Genomic DNA, 17,202 nt, shown 5'->3' with positions numbered 1-17,202 from the left:
GTGGTCGGTCGAGGGGCTTCCGATGGGGCATCGGAAGCCCGGTCACGCGCCGGGCTCCGTCTTCCGCACCTTGTGGCGGATCTCCGACGCCTCTTCGAGAAGGCCCTTGGCCTCGGCGAGGTCGGTGGACTCCGCCGCGCGGTGGTGGAGATCTGCCATGTGCGCGTCCAGCTCCGGATCACGGGCGATCGCGTACTCACCCCACCAGCGGGCCATGAACGCGGGAAGCGGCCCGACGTCGAAGGTGTCGGCGATCGCCCGTTTCCAGTGCTCGTCGAAGTCGGGCAGCAGCTGGGGAGCGTGCTGGGCGATGGCAGCGCGAAGCGCCTTCGGGTTCCGCTCGGGCATGGGCGGGACGCCCGGCGTGGGTTCTGCGATGTGAGCGGTCATCGGCGTGCTCCCGAGTCACGGTCAGCGGCGCTGTTGCCGGCCTCGGGGGTGGGTTCGTCACCAGGGTCGTCGGTGCCGTCGTCGGCCAGGCGTCGGCCTCGGGACTCCGCGACCCTCAGGGCGTCGGCGAGGCATTCGGTGAGCCGGATCGCGGTGTAGCGGACCTCGGCGTTCGGGGTGAGCGGATCGTCCAGCACGCGGCGGGCCGAACTGCACACATCCAGCCCTTCGGCGAGCTGCCGGGCCTCCGTCTCGTCGGCGAGGCGGGTGATGATCCCGCCGTTGCTGCCGGGGGCGAGGTAGCAGGACTTGCCTTCCGGTGACAGCCACGGGAGAAGGCGGAGAGGGGCGGCCTGATACCTCACGCGGCCACCGTCCGCTGCTCGGCGCCGACGATGTGCTGGTCGAGGTCGACCCCGAAGTCGGCGGCGAGGACGAGGGCGAGTCGGCGATGCCGTCGGCGCTCCTGCTCCTGCGCGTGTTCGTGGGCGGCGAGGTAGGGGCGGACCAGGCGGGAGGCGGCGCCGTCGAGGGGGAGGTGACGGCAATAAGGGGAGTGGTGGAGGGGGAGGCGCGCGGGGGCGGCGGTTTGTGGGGTGCGGTGGGTGGGGCGCGGGGCTCGGTGGCGGGGGGCGCCTGCTCGGTGGGTTCCGGTACCGGGGCCGAGGAGAAGGGTGAGCCAGTGGGCGATGCGGCGGATAAGGTTGGGCATGTTGACGCTCCTTCGAAGCGTTGGCCGTGCCCCGGGAGGTCTAGCCACCTCGCCGGGGTCTTTCGTTGTTTTTCGTGAGTACACTGCACTAGGTAGCGCCTGCATGCAATAGGTAGCAGACGGTTGCACTCGTACGTGGCTGTCTGCTGGTCAGCGTTTTAGCGTGCGGTTATGGCCGATCAGCGAGAATGGCGACCCGACCCAACGAGTCACGTGTATGTGTACCTGCAAGTGGTGCACCACATCTCCGAGCAGATTCGGACGGGGCGGCTTCCCGTGGGCGCACGTCTCGCCGGCGAGCGAGACCTCGCGGAGGAGTACGGCGTGGCGGTCAACACCGTCCGCCGGGCCATCCGTGACCTGCGGGATCAAGGGCTACTCATCACTGTTCCTGTCAAAGGGACCTTCGTGTGCGCGAAGGAGCCAGCCTCCGGCAACTCCGGAAACGAAGGAGAGACCGTCGACTGAGGCCTCCCTCTGCACTCGGTCCGGGCTTACACCACAGAAGCTACTTTCAGGTGTAGCCCTCTGCATACAAGTACAGAGGGATTCACTCGAACGGGGACATCAGTACATGCCTACCTTGGGTATATGAGCGATACAGAACAACCGCCCGCCCTGGACCCAATGAGCGCGAGGCCGCTCTATGTTCAGCTGGCCGACGTCATCGCCAAGAAGATCGAGTCAGGGGAACTGGCCCCGGACAGGCCCATCCCCTCGGAGAACCATCTCGCCGACGAGTACGGCGTCGCGCGGCTCACTGCGCGACGAACCGCGCAGGAACTCCGCGAGCGAGGCCTCATCGTCACCGTGCGCGGCAAGGGCTCTTTCGTTGTGGAGCAACTGCCGACCAGGGCATCCGAAACCGAGGCCGGGAACGCCGAGTGACGATCCCGCCCTGTTGCCCTCGCCGTGTCGCTACTGAGCGGCCTTCCTACGGCCGCCTCGCCCCTTCTCGGGACGCCAGTCACGGAGGTCGGGCTCAGAGAGATGCCGGTCGGCGCAGCCCTTGTTCAGCGCGGTCTGGAACTCGCGGGCGGGGTTGTCGCCCCACTCCTCGTCGTACTCGTCGTACCACTGGCGGACCCAGGGCATGATCTCCAGCAGCCCGGCCAGCAGCGGCACGAACCTGGGATCCTCCCGCTTCCAGCCGTCCTGCTCGGCACGGTCGCTGATGAGGTTGACGAGGGCCTCGGCCTGATCCCGATGGTTCCAGCCGGCCCAGCCCAGCAGCAGGGAGGGGTCGCTGTCGGTGGAGGCACCGGGATAGGAGATGAACCGCTCCTTCGGCACGTCGAGCTTGCCGCGGTTGGACCAGTAGGAGTGCCGGAGGAAATCGGCCCCGCTGTACTTCGGCGGAACCTTGATGTCGAGCCGCTCGCCGGTACGGTCCTCCTCGCGCTGCTGGTCCCAGACCCGCTCCCACTGGGCTCGCTTGCGCAGGCCGGACTCCTTGTAGCGGAGGGCGGCGAGGTAGGGGACGTGCTCGTTCTCGATGACGGCCTGGAGCACGGTAGCGAGGGACGCCTCGGGCTTCTTGAGGTGATCAGCGGCGTAGAGTGCGGCAACGGATTGCACGTCCTCGTCGTGACGCAGGGCGTCGGCGAGCTGGTAGACGGTGAGGGTGCGAGGAGAGGTGTAGTCACCCCGCTCACCGAACCACAACTCCTCTTTCTCGGCAGCGTCCAGCAGCCATGCGCTGAGCGCGGCAGCCTCTCGCTTGCTCCACTCCTCGACGGACCAACGGCGCTTGTACTCGGGACGTTCGAGGAGCCGAATGTCCTTGTTGGAGGCGATGAGGTCGAGCCGAGCCTGCACTACATCCTTGTAGCCACTCGGCCAGTCGGCAGGGATGTCGGAAACAGCCGTACTCAGCGACCGGTGCCGCTCGAACCACGCGCTGCTAGGCCCTTCCGCATCGACCTCGCGTTTCAGCACGATTTCAAAGGCCCTTTGACCCAATTCGAGCTGCGGCACCTCATCATCGGACAAATCGGCTGGGTGACTAAGCAAAGTGGCCGCCTCTACCTCTCTTCGGGTGAGCAACCCATAGGCTGCATAGACGGCCCAATCCAGCTCCTCCTGAAGAAGAATCATTCGCGCTCGGATACGGCCTTGCGCCTCGGCGGCGCCATCAAGGACCGTGCGGTTGGGAGCGCAGGAATAAGCCACAGCAGAGGGCTCATACTGGGCCAACCTCTGAGCAAGTGCGTCGATTTCACGGGATAGCTCGAGAGGCTGAGTTGCTGGAACTGGAAACTTTTGCAGCTTAGAGGAGCCGAATTGATAAAAACGCTCCCATTCACTACTAGTAAACCCACCTCCCTCTCCGCGAATCCCTTTATCGTGACTCACCTGCTTCAGCCAGAAGCACGCGGTCGATGAATTCAAAAGTGCCAAGATCCGCAGATGGTCACTCTCATCAGCCGCGCCAGGCAACTTAATCACTGGCGCCGTCTGCTTGAACACCTTCCCACCTCGATCCAGCACGAAGTGGTTATGCGTTGCCACCTCTCCATATGTGATGGATAGCGGATTCTTGTACCGTTCAGGCACCCATCGGTACCACGTCCACCAATCTTCACCCGCCTCAGCTCGGGTGACGCCATCGAACCCAGTGGTCGACCCGAGGACCTCACGAAGGTGCCACAGGTGCCGCCCCCAGTCAGTCCGCCCATCGAAGGCAATGGGTCGCAAATCATCCCCGTATGGCACTAGCGCGGGGATTTCGCATCTTTCAGACCAGTCGCGAACGACATCTCCAGTGATAAGCATTCGCTTTAGACCAGCTGCGCCGGGGCGATTTCGGAACCAAGATTCCGAGAGAAAGAAAGCCTCATCCTGGCCAGGGAAGCTGGCGAACCCAATGGGTCGCTCCAACATACTCTCTAGGCGGCAATGGCTACTTTCTATCTTTGAGAAGGTGTCAGCAGCGCCACCCCCTGAAAGGCTCCAGGGGTACCGTGCGAAGCTCTCCCGTGAGCGGTCCACAGAACTAACCCATTCAGACTCACTTCCAGGTTTATCTACCTGTTCAGTGATCGCCATCCAGACCGGCCCAAGCGTGCCATCTTTAGGAACGGTGGCCTCGCCCCGCACACCCAGCACCGCCCGAATCGGCTTAGCCTGCCGAGCCACCTGATTCCGCCCCGCCAGAATCACCGTCGGCGTCCCATGCCCCGGAATGTAAGCCCCGGACGTATCGATGACGTGCGTCAGATCCACACCACCGAAGTCACGCTTCCGCTTACTCTTCGGGTCCTTATACGGCCCTCCATGGAAGAACGACTCGATCAGAACCTTGCCGAACTCCCTCTTCATGAACGAGTTCGCCGTGATCTGCCCGGTGAAGCCACCGTCCTGATAACTACCCCCCGCCCGCAGCGCCAGCTCGAAGATCCGCTGAGCGAACGGCACCGACAGCGCGTACTTGCCCGAGCAGGCCCAGTACACATCCCGGTAATTCTGGTTCTCCCGCTTGTCCTTCACCGTGATGTACGGCGGATTCGCCACCACCACGTGATACGAACCGCGCCCCAGGAGGTCCACCTCCCGGACGTACTCCTTGACGTCCTCCGTCCGGTACGTGAACACCTCTCGGCGCGTGAGGTCGTCGAACGTCGCGTCGGCCTCCTGCCCCGCCTCCCGCCCGTGCAGCAGCGAATCCCCCACCGCCACCCGAATAGGCATCGCAGGCGCCCGTCGAAGCTCCCGTACGCCGCCCTCCTTCAGCGCGGCGACAAGCAACCGGAATCGCGCGATCGATGCAGCGAAGGGGTTCTTGTCCGCGCCGTGAACAGACTCCAGCGCACGCCGGACGAGAACCCACCGGTCCGTACCGGGCTCCAGCTCACGCCACTTGTTGAAGATCCGCTCGAACAAGCCGAGCAGGAAGTGCCCGGAGCCGCACGCGGGGTCGATGCAGCGCAGCCCCCGCACCTGCCCGTCCTCGTCGATCTCGCCGCGCCAGCCGTCCGGCCGGTGCTTCCACACCGGGTCGAGGCCGAACTCCTCCACGGCCGGTTCCAGCGTCAGGTCGAGGATGAACTTCTCCACGAACCGCGGGGTCTGAAGCAGCGCGTACGTCTTCCGGGCATGCTCGGACAGGTACTGATACAGGTCACCAAGGAAACGCGTGTCCAGCTCGGGGTCGGTGAAGTCGTGCCGGACCTGCCCCTCCGCATCGCGCTCGCGCCAGAAGGAGAGCAGCCGGGTCGCGGCCCCGTACGACGGGGCGACCTCCCACAGCGGGTTGAACCGCTCGTCGAACAGACCGGCCGCCGTCGGGTGGGCGTCACTCAATGCCCTGAATGCCTCGAACAGCCAGTCCCGGTCGTTGTGCTCCGGGTGCGCCCGGAAGTAGTCGTCGTGCCGGTCCTGCGCCTCGGCGAGCCGCTCCCCCGGACCCGACAGCCACGCGTCCGGGATCAGCCCGTTGTCCTCGCTGAAGCGGACGAAGACGCAGGCCAGCACCCACGCGGCGGCGATCTGCACGAGGCGGTCGTCGAGCCATGTCTCGTAGCCGACGCCGACCCGGCCCTCGCCGTCGGCGCGCTCGTACTCGGCGACCAGCGAGGACGCAAACTCCTCACGGGCCGCCCGCTCCCTGAGATCCGCCTCCAGCAACGCGACCTGCTTCTGCAGGTCCTTCAGCAACGTCTCGTGGCGCGGCGACGCGCTCTCCTCGGACGATGCGGGCGACTGAACGCCCCGGACTTCCGCAGACGACACCGGTGAACACTCTCCATCCCGACCCACCCGCCGTGTGGACACGGCGTGCCCGCCCATCCTGCCAGGTCGACTTTGCAAAGTGAGAGTGCTATGGCGCCCGCCGGGCCTGCGGTGACAAGGACCAGCCGCCGCCCCCCTACGGCTTGGGCTTGGGAACCCCGCCCCTGCGCCCCAGCCCGAACGCGATCCGGTACACGTCGGGCAGGTCGAGCCGGCCGTCGCTGCGGGGCTCCGTCATCACGCCCAGGTCGATCAGCTCCTTGATGAGCCGGGGCAGGTCGTCCGGGTGTCGTGGGCCGGTGCGGACATGCTCGGGCCTGTCGGCCTGTACGTATCGCGCCGCGTCATCGGCCAGCACACCGGACAGACCCGCTTCCTTCCACAGCTTGAGGACCATCGACTCCTCGATGGGCACCTGGCAGCCGATCAACGGCTCTATCGCCAGCTTCACCCACGGCGTGTCCTCGCCGACCTCCTTCACCCGCCGCTTCGACGCGTCCTGCACGCCCACGCGGATCGCCTCGTGATGCAGGGCACGGTCATGCGCCGGGTTCGCCGAGCGCGTCGCCTCCGCCGCCGTGGCCAGGGCTTGGAGGAAGCTGCGGGGACTCGTCTTCCCCTTACCGTCCATCAGATGGTTCGGCAGCCAGGTGTAGGGCTTGCCCTTGCGGTAGTTGCCGCCCATGAACGGGTCGGCGATCTTGCCGAAGAGCGCCTCTTGGACGAAGGCGTCGTTGCGCATCAGCATCGGCGGGACGTGCCGCGTACCGGCCACTTCGTCCTCCCAGCCACCAGTGACCTCACGGAACCGCCGCGCCAGCTCGGGCTCGTCCTCGTCCTCGTTGCCCAGGCAGTGGAACATCAGCCCGTACAGGTCCGTCTGCGTCCACTCCAGGGCCGCCGCATAACCGGACAGCTTCGACGCGTCGGCGAAGGCGGCCTGTGCCGACGCGAACATGTCGGGGCGGATGAAGACCTTGAGCCGGATGTTGCGCGTGCCGAACCGCATCTCCAGCGCGAGCCGCAGGATGCCCACGACCAGCCGGTCCGCGTGCGCGCGCTCCGGGTGCAAGTGTTCGAGGGCGTCGAAGAGGAGCAGGTGGACGATCTTGGCCGCGTGGGCTTCCTCGTCCGCCCGCTCCAGGGTGCGCTGTGCGGCGCCGGGGTTGGCACGCACCCACGCAGCCTTGTCCCGCCACTCCAGCAGGTCCCGCAGCTCCACCTGCCCGAGCGCCGTCAGCAGCACCGCGTACCAGATGTAGTACGGGTCCTCCTTCGCCTCGACCAGGGCACGGAGCGCGGGCGGTCCCGGGTACAGCTCTGACTTCAGGTCCAGTCCGTGCCCGGGGTGGACCTTCAGGCGGCGGAGCCGGTTGATGCGGTACTCCGTGGCGGCCAGCTCGCGCAGGCGCTCGTCCAGGAGCGTGTGGTACCAGAAGGTCTTGCCCACACCCCGTCCGCCCGGTACCACCACGTTGTCGACGTAGAGCGCGGTGCGGTGCGAGTCCGGCATGAACAGGGTGTGCGCGGTGGGGCGGCTGGTGTCGGCGTGACCGGACTCCCGCAGGGCCGCCGTCAGGAGAGCGCGGTACTCGGCGGGGGTGAGGGCCTGCTCGTTCGTCACCTGTCTCGCGTCCCTTCCTTGTCCCGTCCGGCGCACAGCTCCTGCTCGATCAGCGGAGTGGCCGCAGCCAGGAAGTCACGGTACGCGGCCTGCACGAAGGCGCGGTCCTGCCAGCCCGGCGCGTTGATCGCGTCCATGCCGACCAGGCCAGGGTCGAACAGGATGGGGATGGCCCAGTGCGGTGCCTGATCGTCGGTCAGGGGTGGGGCGAACACGTCGTCCCTCGCCGCGGCCACGGCGTCGGCAAGCGCGTCGTCGGCATGCACGTCGACCGGCTCGACGGTGTCGTAGAGGACCTCGTCGAAGCATTCGAAGGCACGCCTGCGGAAGTCCGCCAGGTACGTCTCCATCGGGTGGTGCACGGAGTCGGGCACCATCGAGGCGACCATCCGCAACCGGCTCCGGATGCGCGCCGCCTGTCCCGTGGTCTGCCAGGCGGTGAAAAGGTCCTGGTAGCCCATCCACGTCTGGTCGTTGTTCCCGGCGAACAACAGGGCCAGGTCGCTCAGCCGGGAGATCGCGACAGCCGCGACGTCGTGGATGCCGGCACGGCTGTCCAGGAGGACGACATCCGGGCGGCGACCGGTGTCGCTGTCCCGTTCCATCGTGTCCTCGCAGGCGCACACCGCCCGCTCCAGCCGCTCCGCGAAGGACGCGTCGGCAGTGTCCGCGTAGACGCGGTTCAGTTTGTCGACGTACGCGTAACGAGCGTCCGGCGTGCCGCTGCCCCGGGCCGGGGCCACCCACAGCTCCCCGTACCGGCCGTCCGCCGCGCGGGGTGGGGCGTAGGGGGTGCGGGCCACCATCTCCAGGCCGTCGGCGTTGCCGACCGCGTCCTCGACCAGGTGGTCCACCAGCCCGTGCGGGGGCAGTTCGCGGCCCATGAGGAGCGGGCCCGCCCCCGGGGATTCCAGGTCGAGGTCGACGACCAGGACGGCGTGGCCCCGGTCGGCCAGGTGCCGGGCCAGTATCGCCATCGCGGTCGTACGGCCCACGCCGCCTTTGAACCCGTACAGCGCGGTGCGATGCGGGCGGCCATCGGCGTCCCCGTTGTCCGGCATACGGACCATCGCCCAGTCCTCGCCGACAACGGTGTTGTCGATGAAGCGGACGGAGTCCGGACCGCTCGGGCCGTCCTGGTCGGCCACCGCACGCGGCGAGCCCAGCAGGGTGTCCGCCGAGAACATGTCCGAGGCCAACAGCACGGGCTGGCCGGACCGGTACCGTCCCAGTCCGTCGGAGAACACCGCCTCCCAGCCCGCCACCAGCCCGCGTACCGCGCCCTTGTCCTTCCCGGAGTCGTCGACGACGAGCGAGAAACGCCCGAGCACGTCGCGGACCAGCACCACGGGGAAGCCTTGCCCGGCGACTTCACGGGCGGCTTCGAAGGCACGCTCCCGGGCCTGGTCGAAGCGGACGGGGAGCGCGGCGGACATCAGGGAAGCCTTCCGTTGAGCAGGGCCTGTTCGTGCAGGACGAGTATGCGGCGGGCGGCGTCACAACGGCGTTGCACCACCTCGGCCTGGGCGTAGGCCCCGTCCGAGTAACGGCTGCTGACGTGCCATCGTCTGAAGACACGCAGATCGCCGTCGAGCGCTGCGTGCAGCGGCGCGCCGGTACGGCCGTGTGCCAGCAGCTTGATCTCCCTGACCAGTTCGTTGATGTGGCCGAACTGAAGGGTCCGGTCGGGATCGTCCCCCGGCGGGGCCGGGTGCGCGATCTCCGGCTTGTTGGACGGACCCATCTCCACATCCGTGAAGCGCAGCAGCAGACTCTTGATGGCGCACTCCGCCGCGAAACCGTAGAGGTGGTCGGCGGTCGGCAGGCGGCTGTCGCGGTGGACATAGTCCGCATCGTCGAAGTGACGCTTCGCCGCCTTGGCGAAATGATCCTCTTGTAAGGTCTCCGGCACATTCGGATCCTATCGGTGACAATCACCTGGCCCTCCAAGATCTGCTGCCGCCGAACCAGGCCCGCGCCGACAGCTGTTGATGGTTCCGGCGAGCAATGAACTGCTTTCGGCGCTTTGCGGCCAAAGGGTCAACAGCGGCTTGAAACCTCTCTTGTTCCCTCCGAACGGATCATGTTGGGCTGTACGCGGCCCTGGACTAGGGGCCAGCCAACGTGCCTCCGCTGACCACGGGGGCCATCGTCACAAGGGGGAAAGCTTGCCTCGCCTCGCTTTCAACACTGCCGGCGCAGCACTGGTGACCGCTGTCGCCGCCTCGGCTCTGCTGGTACCGGCCACCTCCGCGTCCGCCGCGCCCGACCCTGACGGCCGGGCCGTCGGCATCGCCGTCGACAGCATCGACGCCACGTGCAGGAGCCACAGCCGGAACTACGTGGTCCGCAAGTACTACCGTGGCCCGCAGTTCTACACGCTGCGCTGCGGCACCAAGACGTGGGGGTGGAAGCACATCAAGGCCCGCCACGGCTGGAACGCGACCATGGACAAGAAGATAAGCACGGCCATCTGGTCCGGCAGCGCCAACGGCCGGGGCGGGTACTCCACCTACACCAAATCCTGCCCGCGCATCGAGAAGTTCCGGACGATCATCGGCACCCCGGCCGGAACCAACGACCTGCTGACGGCATACAAGGTGAACCAGTCGGCGGCAGCCGCCACGGCCGCCAAGTGCTGAGCGCCGGTTGAGCGCGAGACGCACGCCGACCCGTGCTCACGGGCCGGAAACGTGAAGGGGCACGCATGACCGCGCAGACACCGGCCGAGCGGGCACTGGCCCGCTCCTACACCACCGGTGACGGCAGTGTGCGGTTCGGCATCACCGGACTGTCGGTCGAGCGGCATCCGGGAGGCCACGCTCTGCTGACGTACGACCTGACGGTGAAGCAGCCGGGCCGGCCGGACGAACGATGGACCGTCGGTCTGCCCTGGGAGGACAGCTCCTTCACCGACGTCCTCGACTCGCCGGCCCCGGACCCCGCCCGCCTCCAGCAACTCGTGCACCTGGTACGTGCGCTGCTGGAGGAGTGGTGGGACACCAAGGGGTACAACCGGCAGTCGGCGAAGCTGGGGCGCCGCCTGTCCTGAGCTCCCTGCTGCGGAAGGCCGGCCCGTCGCGCAGCAACGGGCCGGCCTCTCGGCAACGCGTCAGCCCCGTCCCGCCGGCTGGTCAGCGGCAGCGTCCCGGGCCTTCAACTCCTTGAGGAACAGCCCCTTCAGCGGCTCCCACTCACTCCTGCGGTCCGGGATGTCCACCGTCCGCCCGTCCAGCGCGGGCGACGCGTCCGGGTCCTCCATGGGGACCAGCAGCCACAGCCCATGTGGGATGTCGGCCGGGCGGCGGGCGAAGTCCTGGAGCCTGACGAGCAGTTCCCGGCCTCCAGCGGTCCAGTAGCGGGCGGTGAGCGCGGCCTCGTGAGCGAAGAGCACCGTACGCGGGCCCGACTTCTCCGCAAGGCCCACGGCTCGCTCGGCGACCCGCTCGGTCGCGGCCCGGGCGTAGGAGGCGAGGCCCGCGCCGAGCGTGCCCGAGGTGGCGAACGCGGCGTCCGCGCGCAAGAGTGCTTGCCATTCGACGCCGTTCTCGGCGGCCAGCTCCCGCAGCGCCGTGAGGAACAGGTCGTCCAGCGACACGGGCACGACCCCGAAGCGCTCTGCCAGCCGCTCCGCGACCCCCACAAGCTCGGCGGCCTTGACGGTGAGGGCGAGGAACCCGCCACGCCGGCGTGCCGCCTGCAGCCGCGCCGCCATGATCCGGCGCGGGTCGTTGCCCAGGGCCAGCTCACCCTGCGCGGCGGCGACGAGCGTGCCAGTGCTGGTGAGCATGGACACCGACGGTTCGTAACGGCTGCCGTCGGCCTCGCGGACCCGGGGCATGAACCGCTTGCGCTGGTGGTCGTAGGTGAGCGGGAAGTCGGTCTGGGCGAGGGCCTCCTCCAGATCCACGTACGTGGTGTCGGCCAGGACCTCCAGGCCGGGGAAACGGGCGCGGATACGGGCGACCAGGTCCGCGACGCCTATGCCGGCGTCGGCGCGCACGCCCGCGGGAGCCTGGGAGATCCGCAGGGCACGGACCAGGTCCAGGTCCAGCGGGAAGAGTTCCAGGCGCGGGGAGACGGAGACGCCGGGCGTCATGGCCGCCGCCAGGTCGACGAGCCGGGTGTCCGCGATGGCCGTCATGCCCTCCGGTGCGGGCACCTCACGCAGTTCGCGCAGTACCGTCGCCCGGCCCGGCAGGGGGTCGCGCCGGGCGACCGCGACGGCCGCCTCGCCCAGCATCGTGGCGTAGTCCGCGAGTTCGGCCGGGGTGGGGTCGTCGGTGCCAAGCTGGTCCTCCAGGGCCAGCAGGACCCTTCCACCGCGCCGCAGGACCGCCAGCCGGGCCGGCGGCTCGGCGTCGGGGCCGGTGGTCTCCTCGCGCTTGCGGTACTCCGCCTCCGCAGCGGCCCGGACCACGGCCAGCGCCTGCGCCAGCGTGTCGGCGGGATCGCTGTCGCCCGCCCCGTGCCGAGCACGCAGGTCCACGGCGAGTTCCTCGGCGGTCATGACCCTGCCCTGTTCGGACAGGATCGCCACCATCTCGTCCCGTACCCGGCGCAGCCACCCGAGGGCCGACCACAGCTCGACGGCGGCCTGCTGGTGATGGGAGACGGTGGTCTGGGTGATGCCCAGTGCGCGGGCGATGGCCGACTGCGCGGGCCACAGTTCCAGCCGTTCGGCGCCCGGCAGCTGGAGCATGGCCCGTACGACGTCGGGGCGAGGCTTCGTACGGCGCTTGCCCTCCGGCGGTGTGAGCCGGGCCGCCAGCGTCTCCACGGACTCCAGCGCGTCCTCGGGCGCGTCCGCGGGGACGGCCGCGGCGGGCCGGGCGGCACGCTTGCGCAGGGCCTGCGTCCACTGGCGGTGGCGGCGGTTGAGCTCCTTGCGGATCACGTTGCCCGCGCCGCGGGCGCGGGAAATGGTGTGCGGGGCAATGTCGAGCAGAGCGCCGACCGTGGACGCGCCGAGGGCGGCGGCGACGGACACGGCACGCGGGGACAGTCCCGCGGCATCCAGCGGAGTGCCCGGCTCCGCCGCCTCGGCGGCCCGGTCGCGGGCTTCCTCGATGTCCTCGACCGTCATCCCGACCGTGGCGGGGGTGGTGGCGGGGGGTGCCTTGTCCGCCGTACGGAACAGGCGTCGCCATGCCTCCTGCATCTCGCGCAGGCTGTCGTAGCGCCGCTCGACGTCACGGTGCAGGGCACGCTGGAAGAAGTCGCTCAGGCCGTCGCGGAGCGCCTGGTCGAACAGCTCGCCCGCGACATGCAGTTCGGCGTCGGTGGCCGTGAGCGGGTTGCCCTGGCCGTCGCCCCACACCGGGCGCTCGCCCGAGGCCATCTCGTGCAGCGTGACCGCCGCGGCGTACCACTCCGCGTGGTCGTCGTAGCGTTCACGCCTGCTGCCGCCCAGGAACGGGTCGAGGTAACCACGCGTACCCGCGTGCAGGTCCTGGTCGGGCGCGTCGGCCAGCGAGAAGTCGAACAGCATCAGCTGCCAGGAGCCGTCACTGCGCTTGAACAGACCCAGGTTGTCCGGCTTGATGTCCCGGTGCCGCACGCCGCGCGCGGAGAGGCTGTCCAGGGCCTCGAACAGGTCGTTGCCGAAGCGCTCCAGCTGGTCGTAGCCGAGGGCTCCCTCGCCGCGCAGCCTGGAGCCGAGACTCACCGGCTCACGGTCGCCGGCCGGCCGGAAGCCACCCGCGTACTCGATCTCCAGGATCATGCGCCCGCCGAGCTCACGCGGCTCGGCCAGCAGCTTCACGATGCGTCCGCCGCCGACCTCCTTGAGAGCCGCGGCCTCCGCGGTGAGCCGGGCGTCCTTCTCGTGGTCGAGCGCGACCTTGAACACTCTCGGGGAATCCGCTTCGCCGCCCGGTTCGCCCTCCGTGCGGCGCACCAGAAGGGCGCGCGCCGTCGCACCGGTGCCGAGCACCCGGGCCACCGTCCAGGTGGCGTCGAGCGGCTGGCCCGGCTGCACCGTCAGGGGGTCAGGGGCCGCCGCCCCGGCCGGCTCGGGTGCCGCGGCGTCGGCCTCGGCCGCGTCCAGCAGCCGCAGGAACTCCTCGGCCGACGTCAGCCGGTCCTGTACGTCGGCCGCTGTGGCGCGGAAGACCAGGGAGTCCAGGGCGGTGGACACCCCGTCGGCGACGGCGTACGGGTGCAGGCCGCCCTCCTCCCGCAGCCGGTCCACCAGGGCGCTGCGCCGGTCGGCCGGCGGGCGCCCGGTGAGCAGCAGGTACGCGAGGCTGCCCAGCCCGAACACGTCGAGGTCCACCGGGTCGGCGAACTCCTGATCGGTTTCGGGGGCGAGGTACACGTGCGCCACGTCCGCGATCAAGTCCCCGTCCAGCGGGGTGTCACCGAGCGTGTGGTGCATCGTGGTCTTGAAGTCGCGGGCGGCGGTCTGCCAGTCCGCGATGCGCAGCACCGGCTCGCTGCCGTCCTCCCGCGCCGACACGTACACCGACCGGGCGGACAGAGCACGGTGGTAGAGCGAGCGGTTGTGGGCGTAGCGCACCGCCTCGGCAAGCTGCCGGACCAGGTCCGTCCGGGCCTCCGGGCTGAGCCGACCACCGTACGCGTCCAGGTAGGCGTCGAGGCGCAGGTCCGACCTGCGGTGCCGGAACAGGATCGCCGGACCGCTGGCATGCTCCTGGATCTGCACCGCCTGCACGATGCCGCGGTGGTTGATGCCCTGCAGCACGTGGTACTCGCGGCGAGCCGCCCGGTCCACCTGGTCCCGCTGATGCTGCGAGGCGGCCTCTCCGGCCAGGTAGATCCGCACCCGGCCGTTTTCCCGGACCAGGCCGTCGTCGCGCTCCGCGATCCGGTCCTCCCAGCCCGGGCCCGCGTCCAGCGCGCGGGGCTCCAGCCGCCAGTCGTCGCCGAAGCGCAGGTGCGCCGTCGAGTGGCTGACCCCGATGCGCTTCATCAGCTCTTCGAGCAGCCGACTGGTCTGCGGGGTGACGCGCCAGCTCTCGCGCTCGGGCGGCAGGCTCAGCAGCCCGCCCCAGATCCCGGGCAGGCCGCTCCCGCCGCCGTCACGTCCGTAGACACCGGTCCGCTGGAACTCGTCGAGGCCACTCACCAGGTCGGGATCGTGGAGGAAGACAGCGGGTTTGATGAAGGGGACCCGCCTGGGGTCCTCGTTCATGGCACGTGCGGCCCGCGCCAGCTGGTCCTTCAGCTCCTTGGCCTTGAGATCGGTCAGATGCAGGGGATTCTTGATCGTGCGTACCCGGTCGTCGTGGAACTGCCAGGTGTCCCCGTGGTTCACGACCCGGCCCGGGTGGCCCTTCAGTTCCAGCAGATACACGCCGCCGGGCACGGCGATCAGCAGGTCGCACTCGCTGACCCGGCCGGAAGGACCGGTGAACTGAAACGTCGCCCACGCCCGGTAGGGCTCAGCCTTCGGCATCCGCTGCCGGACATGGTCCAGCCCCTCCTGTTCCCACGCATGGCCACTGCGCCTCGGCTGGAACCAGCGTTCGCGCACCGGGGGCGGTCCGGGCTTGGGAGCGGACGGCCGCGCGGCTGGCGTCACTGAGGGCCTCCTCGGGCAGTGGGACATGGGTGCAGGACGGAGACCCAGGGCCGCAGCACACCAAGTGCGCACCAGCCGCATCCGGTGGGCCGACCGGGCCTGCCCGCGCACGCGCCGCGCCTGACCTCCAGCGGCATCCTAGTGGCAGGCGTTTGCCCGATTGACCGCATATCGGGAATATGCGTCGCCTGAGAGCCGTGCGAGAAACGGTGGGGCGACGCCGTCGCCGCCTCGCGGGCCCTTACGCTGACCAGGTCCTACCTGCTGGAGCCGTTCTATCCGCTCGCTTACTGGACGTCCAACGCGCTGGCCGCCATGTTCGCTGCATCCGTGGGCATTGTCCGCGGCCCGCGCAGGAAACGGGTCACGTGGGACACCCAGCGTGACAGCCCTTCCTCACCGATAATCACCTGGGCTGCCGGCCCGTGGCGACGACGCCCACACCTCGCCCCGCCGCCATGTCCCGGCTGTTCTCCGAAACTCTCAGCCCTGTTCTTCGGAGGGAGCGTCAGCGGGCAGCGGGAAGTTCGGACGGGCTGTCGTCGGCCGGCCGTTCGCCCCCGCCGAGCACCCGGCTGTCCGCGGACCGGCGGGAGCGCAGCCCGAAGCCGCTGATGAGCGTCGCGAGCAGGGCCGCGGCGAGCGGCACCCAAAGCGCCGCCCGGTACCCCTCCAGCAACGCGTCCGGTGAGTCCGACGCGGTGGCGGCGACGTTGACGGTCGCCGCTCCCGAGAGTCCCACCGCCGCGCCGAACTGGAACGAGGTGTAGAGCAGCCCGCCGGCCAGGCCCTGCTCCTCCTCCTTGACACCTTCGGTGGCGACGATGGTGAGCGGACCGTAGGCCAGCGAGAAGGCGACGCCGATCAGCACCAGGCTCGGCAGCATGGTCAGGTAGGTCCAGTCGGCGCCGACCGGCAGGAAGAGGGCGTACGCGAGTGATTGAGGATGGCGGCTCACTCACCATCGGCCGGGGCACCGGCCGGAACAACGGCGAAGAACGAGACGTTCGTTCAGCCGGGCTTACCGATCCGGTTCACCTGGGGGATTCGATGGAACGCAACGAGATCGAGTGCTTTCTGCTGCTCGCCGACGAGCTGCACTTCGGCCGCACGGCCGACCGGATGCGGCTCTCCCGGGCCCGGGCCAGCCAGCTCGTGCAGCGCCTGGAGCGGCGCGTCGGCGCGCCGTTGTTCGTACGCACCAGCCGCCGGGTCGCCCTCACGACTCTGGGCAGCCAGTTGCGTACGGACCTGGAACCGCACCACCGCGCGATGCAGGCCGCCCTCGCCCGCGCCGCCGCCACCGCACGCGGCACCGACACCGTGCTGCACGTCGGGTTCTCCAACCCGCTGACCGGCGAGATCGTGCTGAAGGCGACGGAGGCACTGCGGGTCAGCCACCCCGGGCTCGCTGTGGAGATCTGCGAGGTCCCACTGTCCGACCCGTACGGGCAGCTGCGCCGCGGTGAATTCGACGTCCAGCTGCAGGAGTTCCCGGTGCGCGAGGACGATCTGGGCGGCGGCCCGGCGCTGGTCTCCGAAGAACGCGTCCTCGCCGTCTCCTCGGCGCACCCGCTCGCCGCGCGGGACTCGGTGCCCATGGAGGACCTCGCTGGCATCCCCGTGCTCACGATCGAGGGCCGACTGCCGGACTACTGGCTGGAGCAGCACGTCCCCACGCACACACCGGGCGGGCGGCCGATCGCGCGCGGGCCGGCGGTGACCAACATGCAGGAGGCGTTGATGCTGGTCGCGGGCGGCAGGGGCGCGCTGCTCGCAGCCGCGCACACGACGACGTACTACGCGCGGCCGGGCGTCGCGTACCTCCCCTTCGTCGACGCGGAACCTGTCGGATACGGCCTGGTGTGGCGGGCCGGGAACGACACCGGTGCGGTGGAGGCGTTCGCCGGCGCGGCCCGCGAGGTGACGCGGGAGGTAACGCGGGAGCAACCGCGGACGGCGCTGCCGACCTGACACGCGTGGAGCGCTTCGCCGCCACACTCGGCGGCCATCGCCGCCGGGACGAGCCCGGAAACGAGTCGGCGCCCGGGTCGGCCGAAGCTGACCCGGGCGCTGTGTGGTGGGTCAAGGAGGGTGCGCCCGCCTGCGAACCGTAGGCCCTGTGGGACTCGAACCCACAACCAATGGATTAAAAGTCCACTGCTCTGCCAATTGAGCTAAGGGCCCGGGGCGTGTTGC

13 protein-coding genes, 1 tRNA gene and 1 pseudogene are annotated in these 17,202 nt (G+C 69.2%); 5 read left to right on the top strand and 10 right to left on the bottom strand.

The genetic code is table 11. From position 1 onward, the window contains the following. Nucleotides 1-42: 42 nt before the first annotated feature. The 3 genes from ACFCZF_RS25530 to ACFCZF_RS25520 are packed head-to-tail and all read right to left on the bottom strand — an operon-like array spanning nt 43 to nt 1,102. The gene (locus ACFCZF_RS25530) at nt 43-390 is read right to left on the bottom strand and encodes a DUF6247 family protein (protein WP_376673628.1); all 348 of its coding nucleotides are present in this window, start codon (nt 388-390) and stop codon (nt 43-45) included. Further along, a complete protein-coding gene (locus tag ACFCZF_RS25525) occupies nt 387-755 on the bottom strand; it encodes a hypothetical protein (protein ID WP_376673627.1) in 369 nt (122 codons plus the stop codon). Before ACFCZF_RS25525 ends, ACFCZF_RS25530 begins: the two co-directional genes overlap by 4 nt. After that, nucleotides 752-1,102 carry a hypothetical protein gene (locus ACFCZF_RS25520; RefSeq protein ID WP_376673626.1) on the bottom strand — a complete coding sequence of 117 codons (351 nt, stop codon included), beginning with the start codon at nt 1,100-1,102 and terminating at the stop codon, nt 752-754. Before ACFCZF_RS25520 ends, ACFCZF_RS25525 begins: the two co-directional genes overlap by 4 nt. A gap of 171 nt (nt 1,103-1,273) precedes the next feature. On the opposite strand from ACFCZF_RS25520, the gene ACFCZF_RS25515 reads away from it, so the two are divergent. Beyond that, on the top strand, nt 1,274-1,570 hold the full coding sequence (locus ACFCZF_RS25515; RefSeq protein ID WP_376673625.1) for a GntR family transcriptional regulator: 297 nt from the start codon (nt 1,274-1,276) through the stop codon (nt 1,568-1,570). Between the two features lie 123 nt (nt 1,571-1,693). Next, complete coding sequence (locus tag ACFCZF_RS25510) at nt 1,694-1,990, top strand: GntR family transcriptional regulator (RefSeq protein WP_376673624.1); 297 nt, start codon at nt 1,694-1,696, stop codon at nt 1,988-1,990. A 30-nt stretch (nt 1,991-2,020) separates the two neighbouring features. Here the strand turns inward: ACFCZF_RS25510 and pglX are convergent, their stop codons facing one another. The 4 genes from pglX to ACFCZF_RS25490 all read right to left on the bottom strand — a co-directional run bounded on the left by pglX (nt 2,021) and on the right by ACFCZF_RS25490 (nt 9,369). Beyond that, nucleotides 2,021-5,833, bottom strand: coding sequence for a BREX-2 system adenine-specific DNA-methyltransferase PglX (pglX, locus tag ACFCZF_RS25505; RefSeq protein WP_376673623.1), 3,813 nt, complete (start codon nt 5,831-5,833; stop codon nt 2,021-2,023). A gap of 136 nt (nt 5,834-5,969) precedes the next feature. Further along, on the bottom strand, nt 5,970-7,457 hold the full coding sequence (locus tag ACFCZF_RS25500; protein ID WP_376673622.1) for a hypothetical protein: 1,488 nt from the start codon (nt 7,455-7,457) through the stop codon (nt 5,970-5,972). Beyond that, nucleotides 7,454-8,893, bottom strand: a complete 1,440-nt coding sequence (locus tag ACFCZF_RS25495; RefSeq protein ID WP_376673621.1) for a KGGVGR-motif variant AAA ATPase — start codon at nt 8,891-8,893, stop codon at nt 7,454-7,456. Before ACFCZF_RS25495 ends, ACFCZF_RS25500 begins: the two co-directional genes overlap by 4 nt. After that, nucleotides 8,893-9,369 carry a hypothetical protein gene (locus tag ACFCZF_RS25490; RefSeq protein ID WP_376673620.1) on the bottom strand — a complete coding sequence of 159 codons (477 nt, stop codon included), beginning with the start codon at nt 9,367-9,369 and terminating at the stop codon, nt 8,893-8,895. The genes ACFCZF_RS25495 and ACFCZF_RS25490 overlap by 1 nt, the downstream gene beginning before the upstream one ends. Nucleotides 9,370-9,625: 256 nt before the next feature. On the opposite strand from ACFCZF_RS25490, the gene ACFCZF_RS25485 reads away from it, so the two are divergent. Both ACFCZF_RS25485 and ACFCZF_RS25480 read left to right on the top strand, forming a co-directional pair. Beyond that, nucleotides 9,626-10,099, top strand: a complete 474-nt coding sequence (locus tag ACFCZF_RS25485; protein WP_376673619.1) for a hypothetical protein — start codon at nt 9,626-9,628, stop codon at nt 10,097-10,099. A 65-nt stretch (nt 10,100-10,164) separates the two neighbouring features. Continuing rightward, complete coding sequence (locus ACFCZF_RS25480; protein ID WP_376673618.1) at nt 10,165-10,509, top strand: hypothetical protein; 345 nt, start codon at nt 10,165-10,167, stop codon at nt 10,507-10,509. Between the two features lie 60 nt (nt 10,510-10,569). Here the strand turns inward: ACFCZF_RS25480 and pglW are convergent, their stop codons facing one another. Continuing rightward, on the bottom strand, nt 10,570-15,003 hold the full coding sequence (gene pglW, locus ACFCZF_RS25475; RefSeq protein WP_376673617.1) for a BREX system serine/threonine kinase PglW: 4,434 nt from the start codon (nt 15,001-15,003) through the stop codon (nt 10,570-10,572). A gap of 508 nt (nt 15,004-15,511) precedes the next feature. Further along, nucleotides 15,512-15,943, bottom strand: a pseudogene (locus ACFCZF_RS25470) (MFS transporter); the annotation flags it as partial. Nucleotides 15,944-16,053: 110 nt separating this feature from the next. On the opposite strand from ACFCZF_RS25470, the gene ACFCZF_RS25465 reads away from it, so the two are divergent. Further along, nucleotides 16,054-16,977, top strand: a complete 924-nt coding sequence (locus ACFCZF_RS25465; RefSeq protein ID WP_376673616.1) for a LysR family transcriptional regulator — start codon at nt 16,054-16,056, stop codon at nt 16,975-16,977. 140 nt (nt 16,978-17,117) lie between these two features. Here ACFCZF_RS25465 and ACFCZF_RS25460 read toward each other — a convergent pair. After that, nucleotides 17,118-17,190, bottom strand: a tRNA-Lys gene (locus ACFCZF_RS25460). Nucleotides 17,191-17,202 lie beyond the last annotated feature (12 nt).

It is taken from the genome of Streptomyces sp. NPDC056296 (genome assembly GCF_042268605.1).
Lineage (GTDB): Bacteria > Actinomycetota > Actinomycetes > Streptomycetales > Streptomycetaceae > Streptomyces.
Note: the sequence above shows the minus strand (reverse complement) of the source record. Positions and strands in the feature narration are given on the sequence as shown.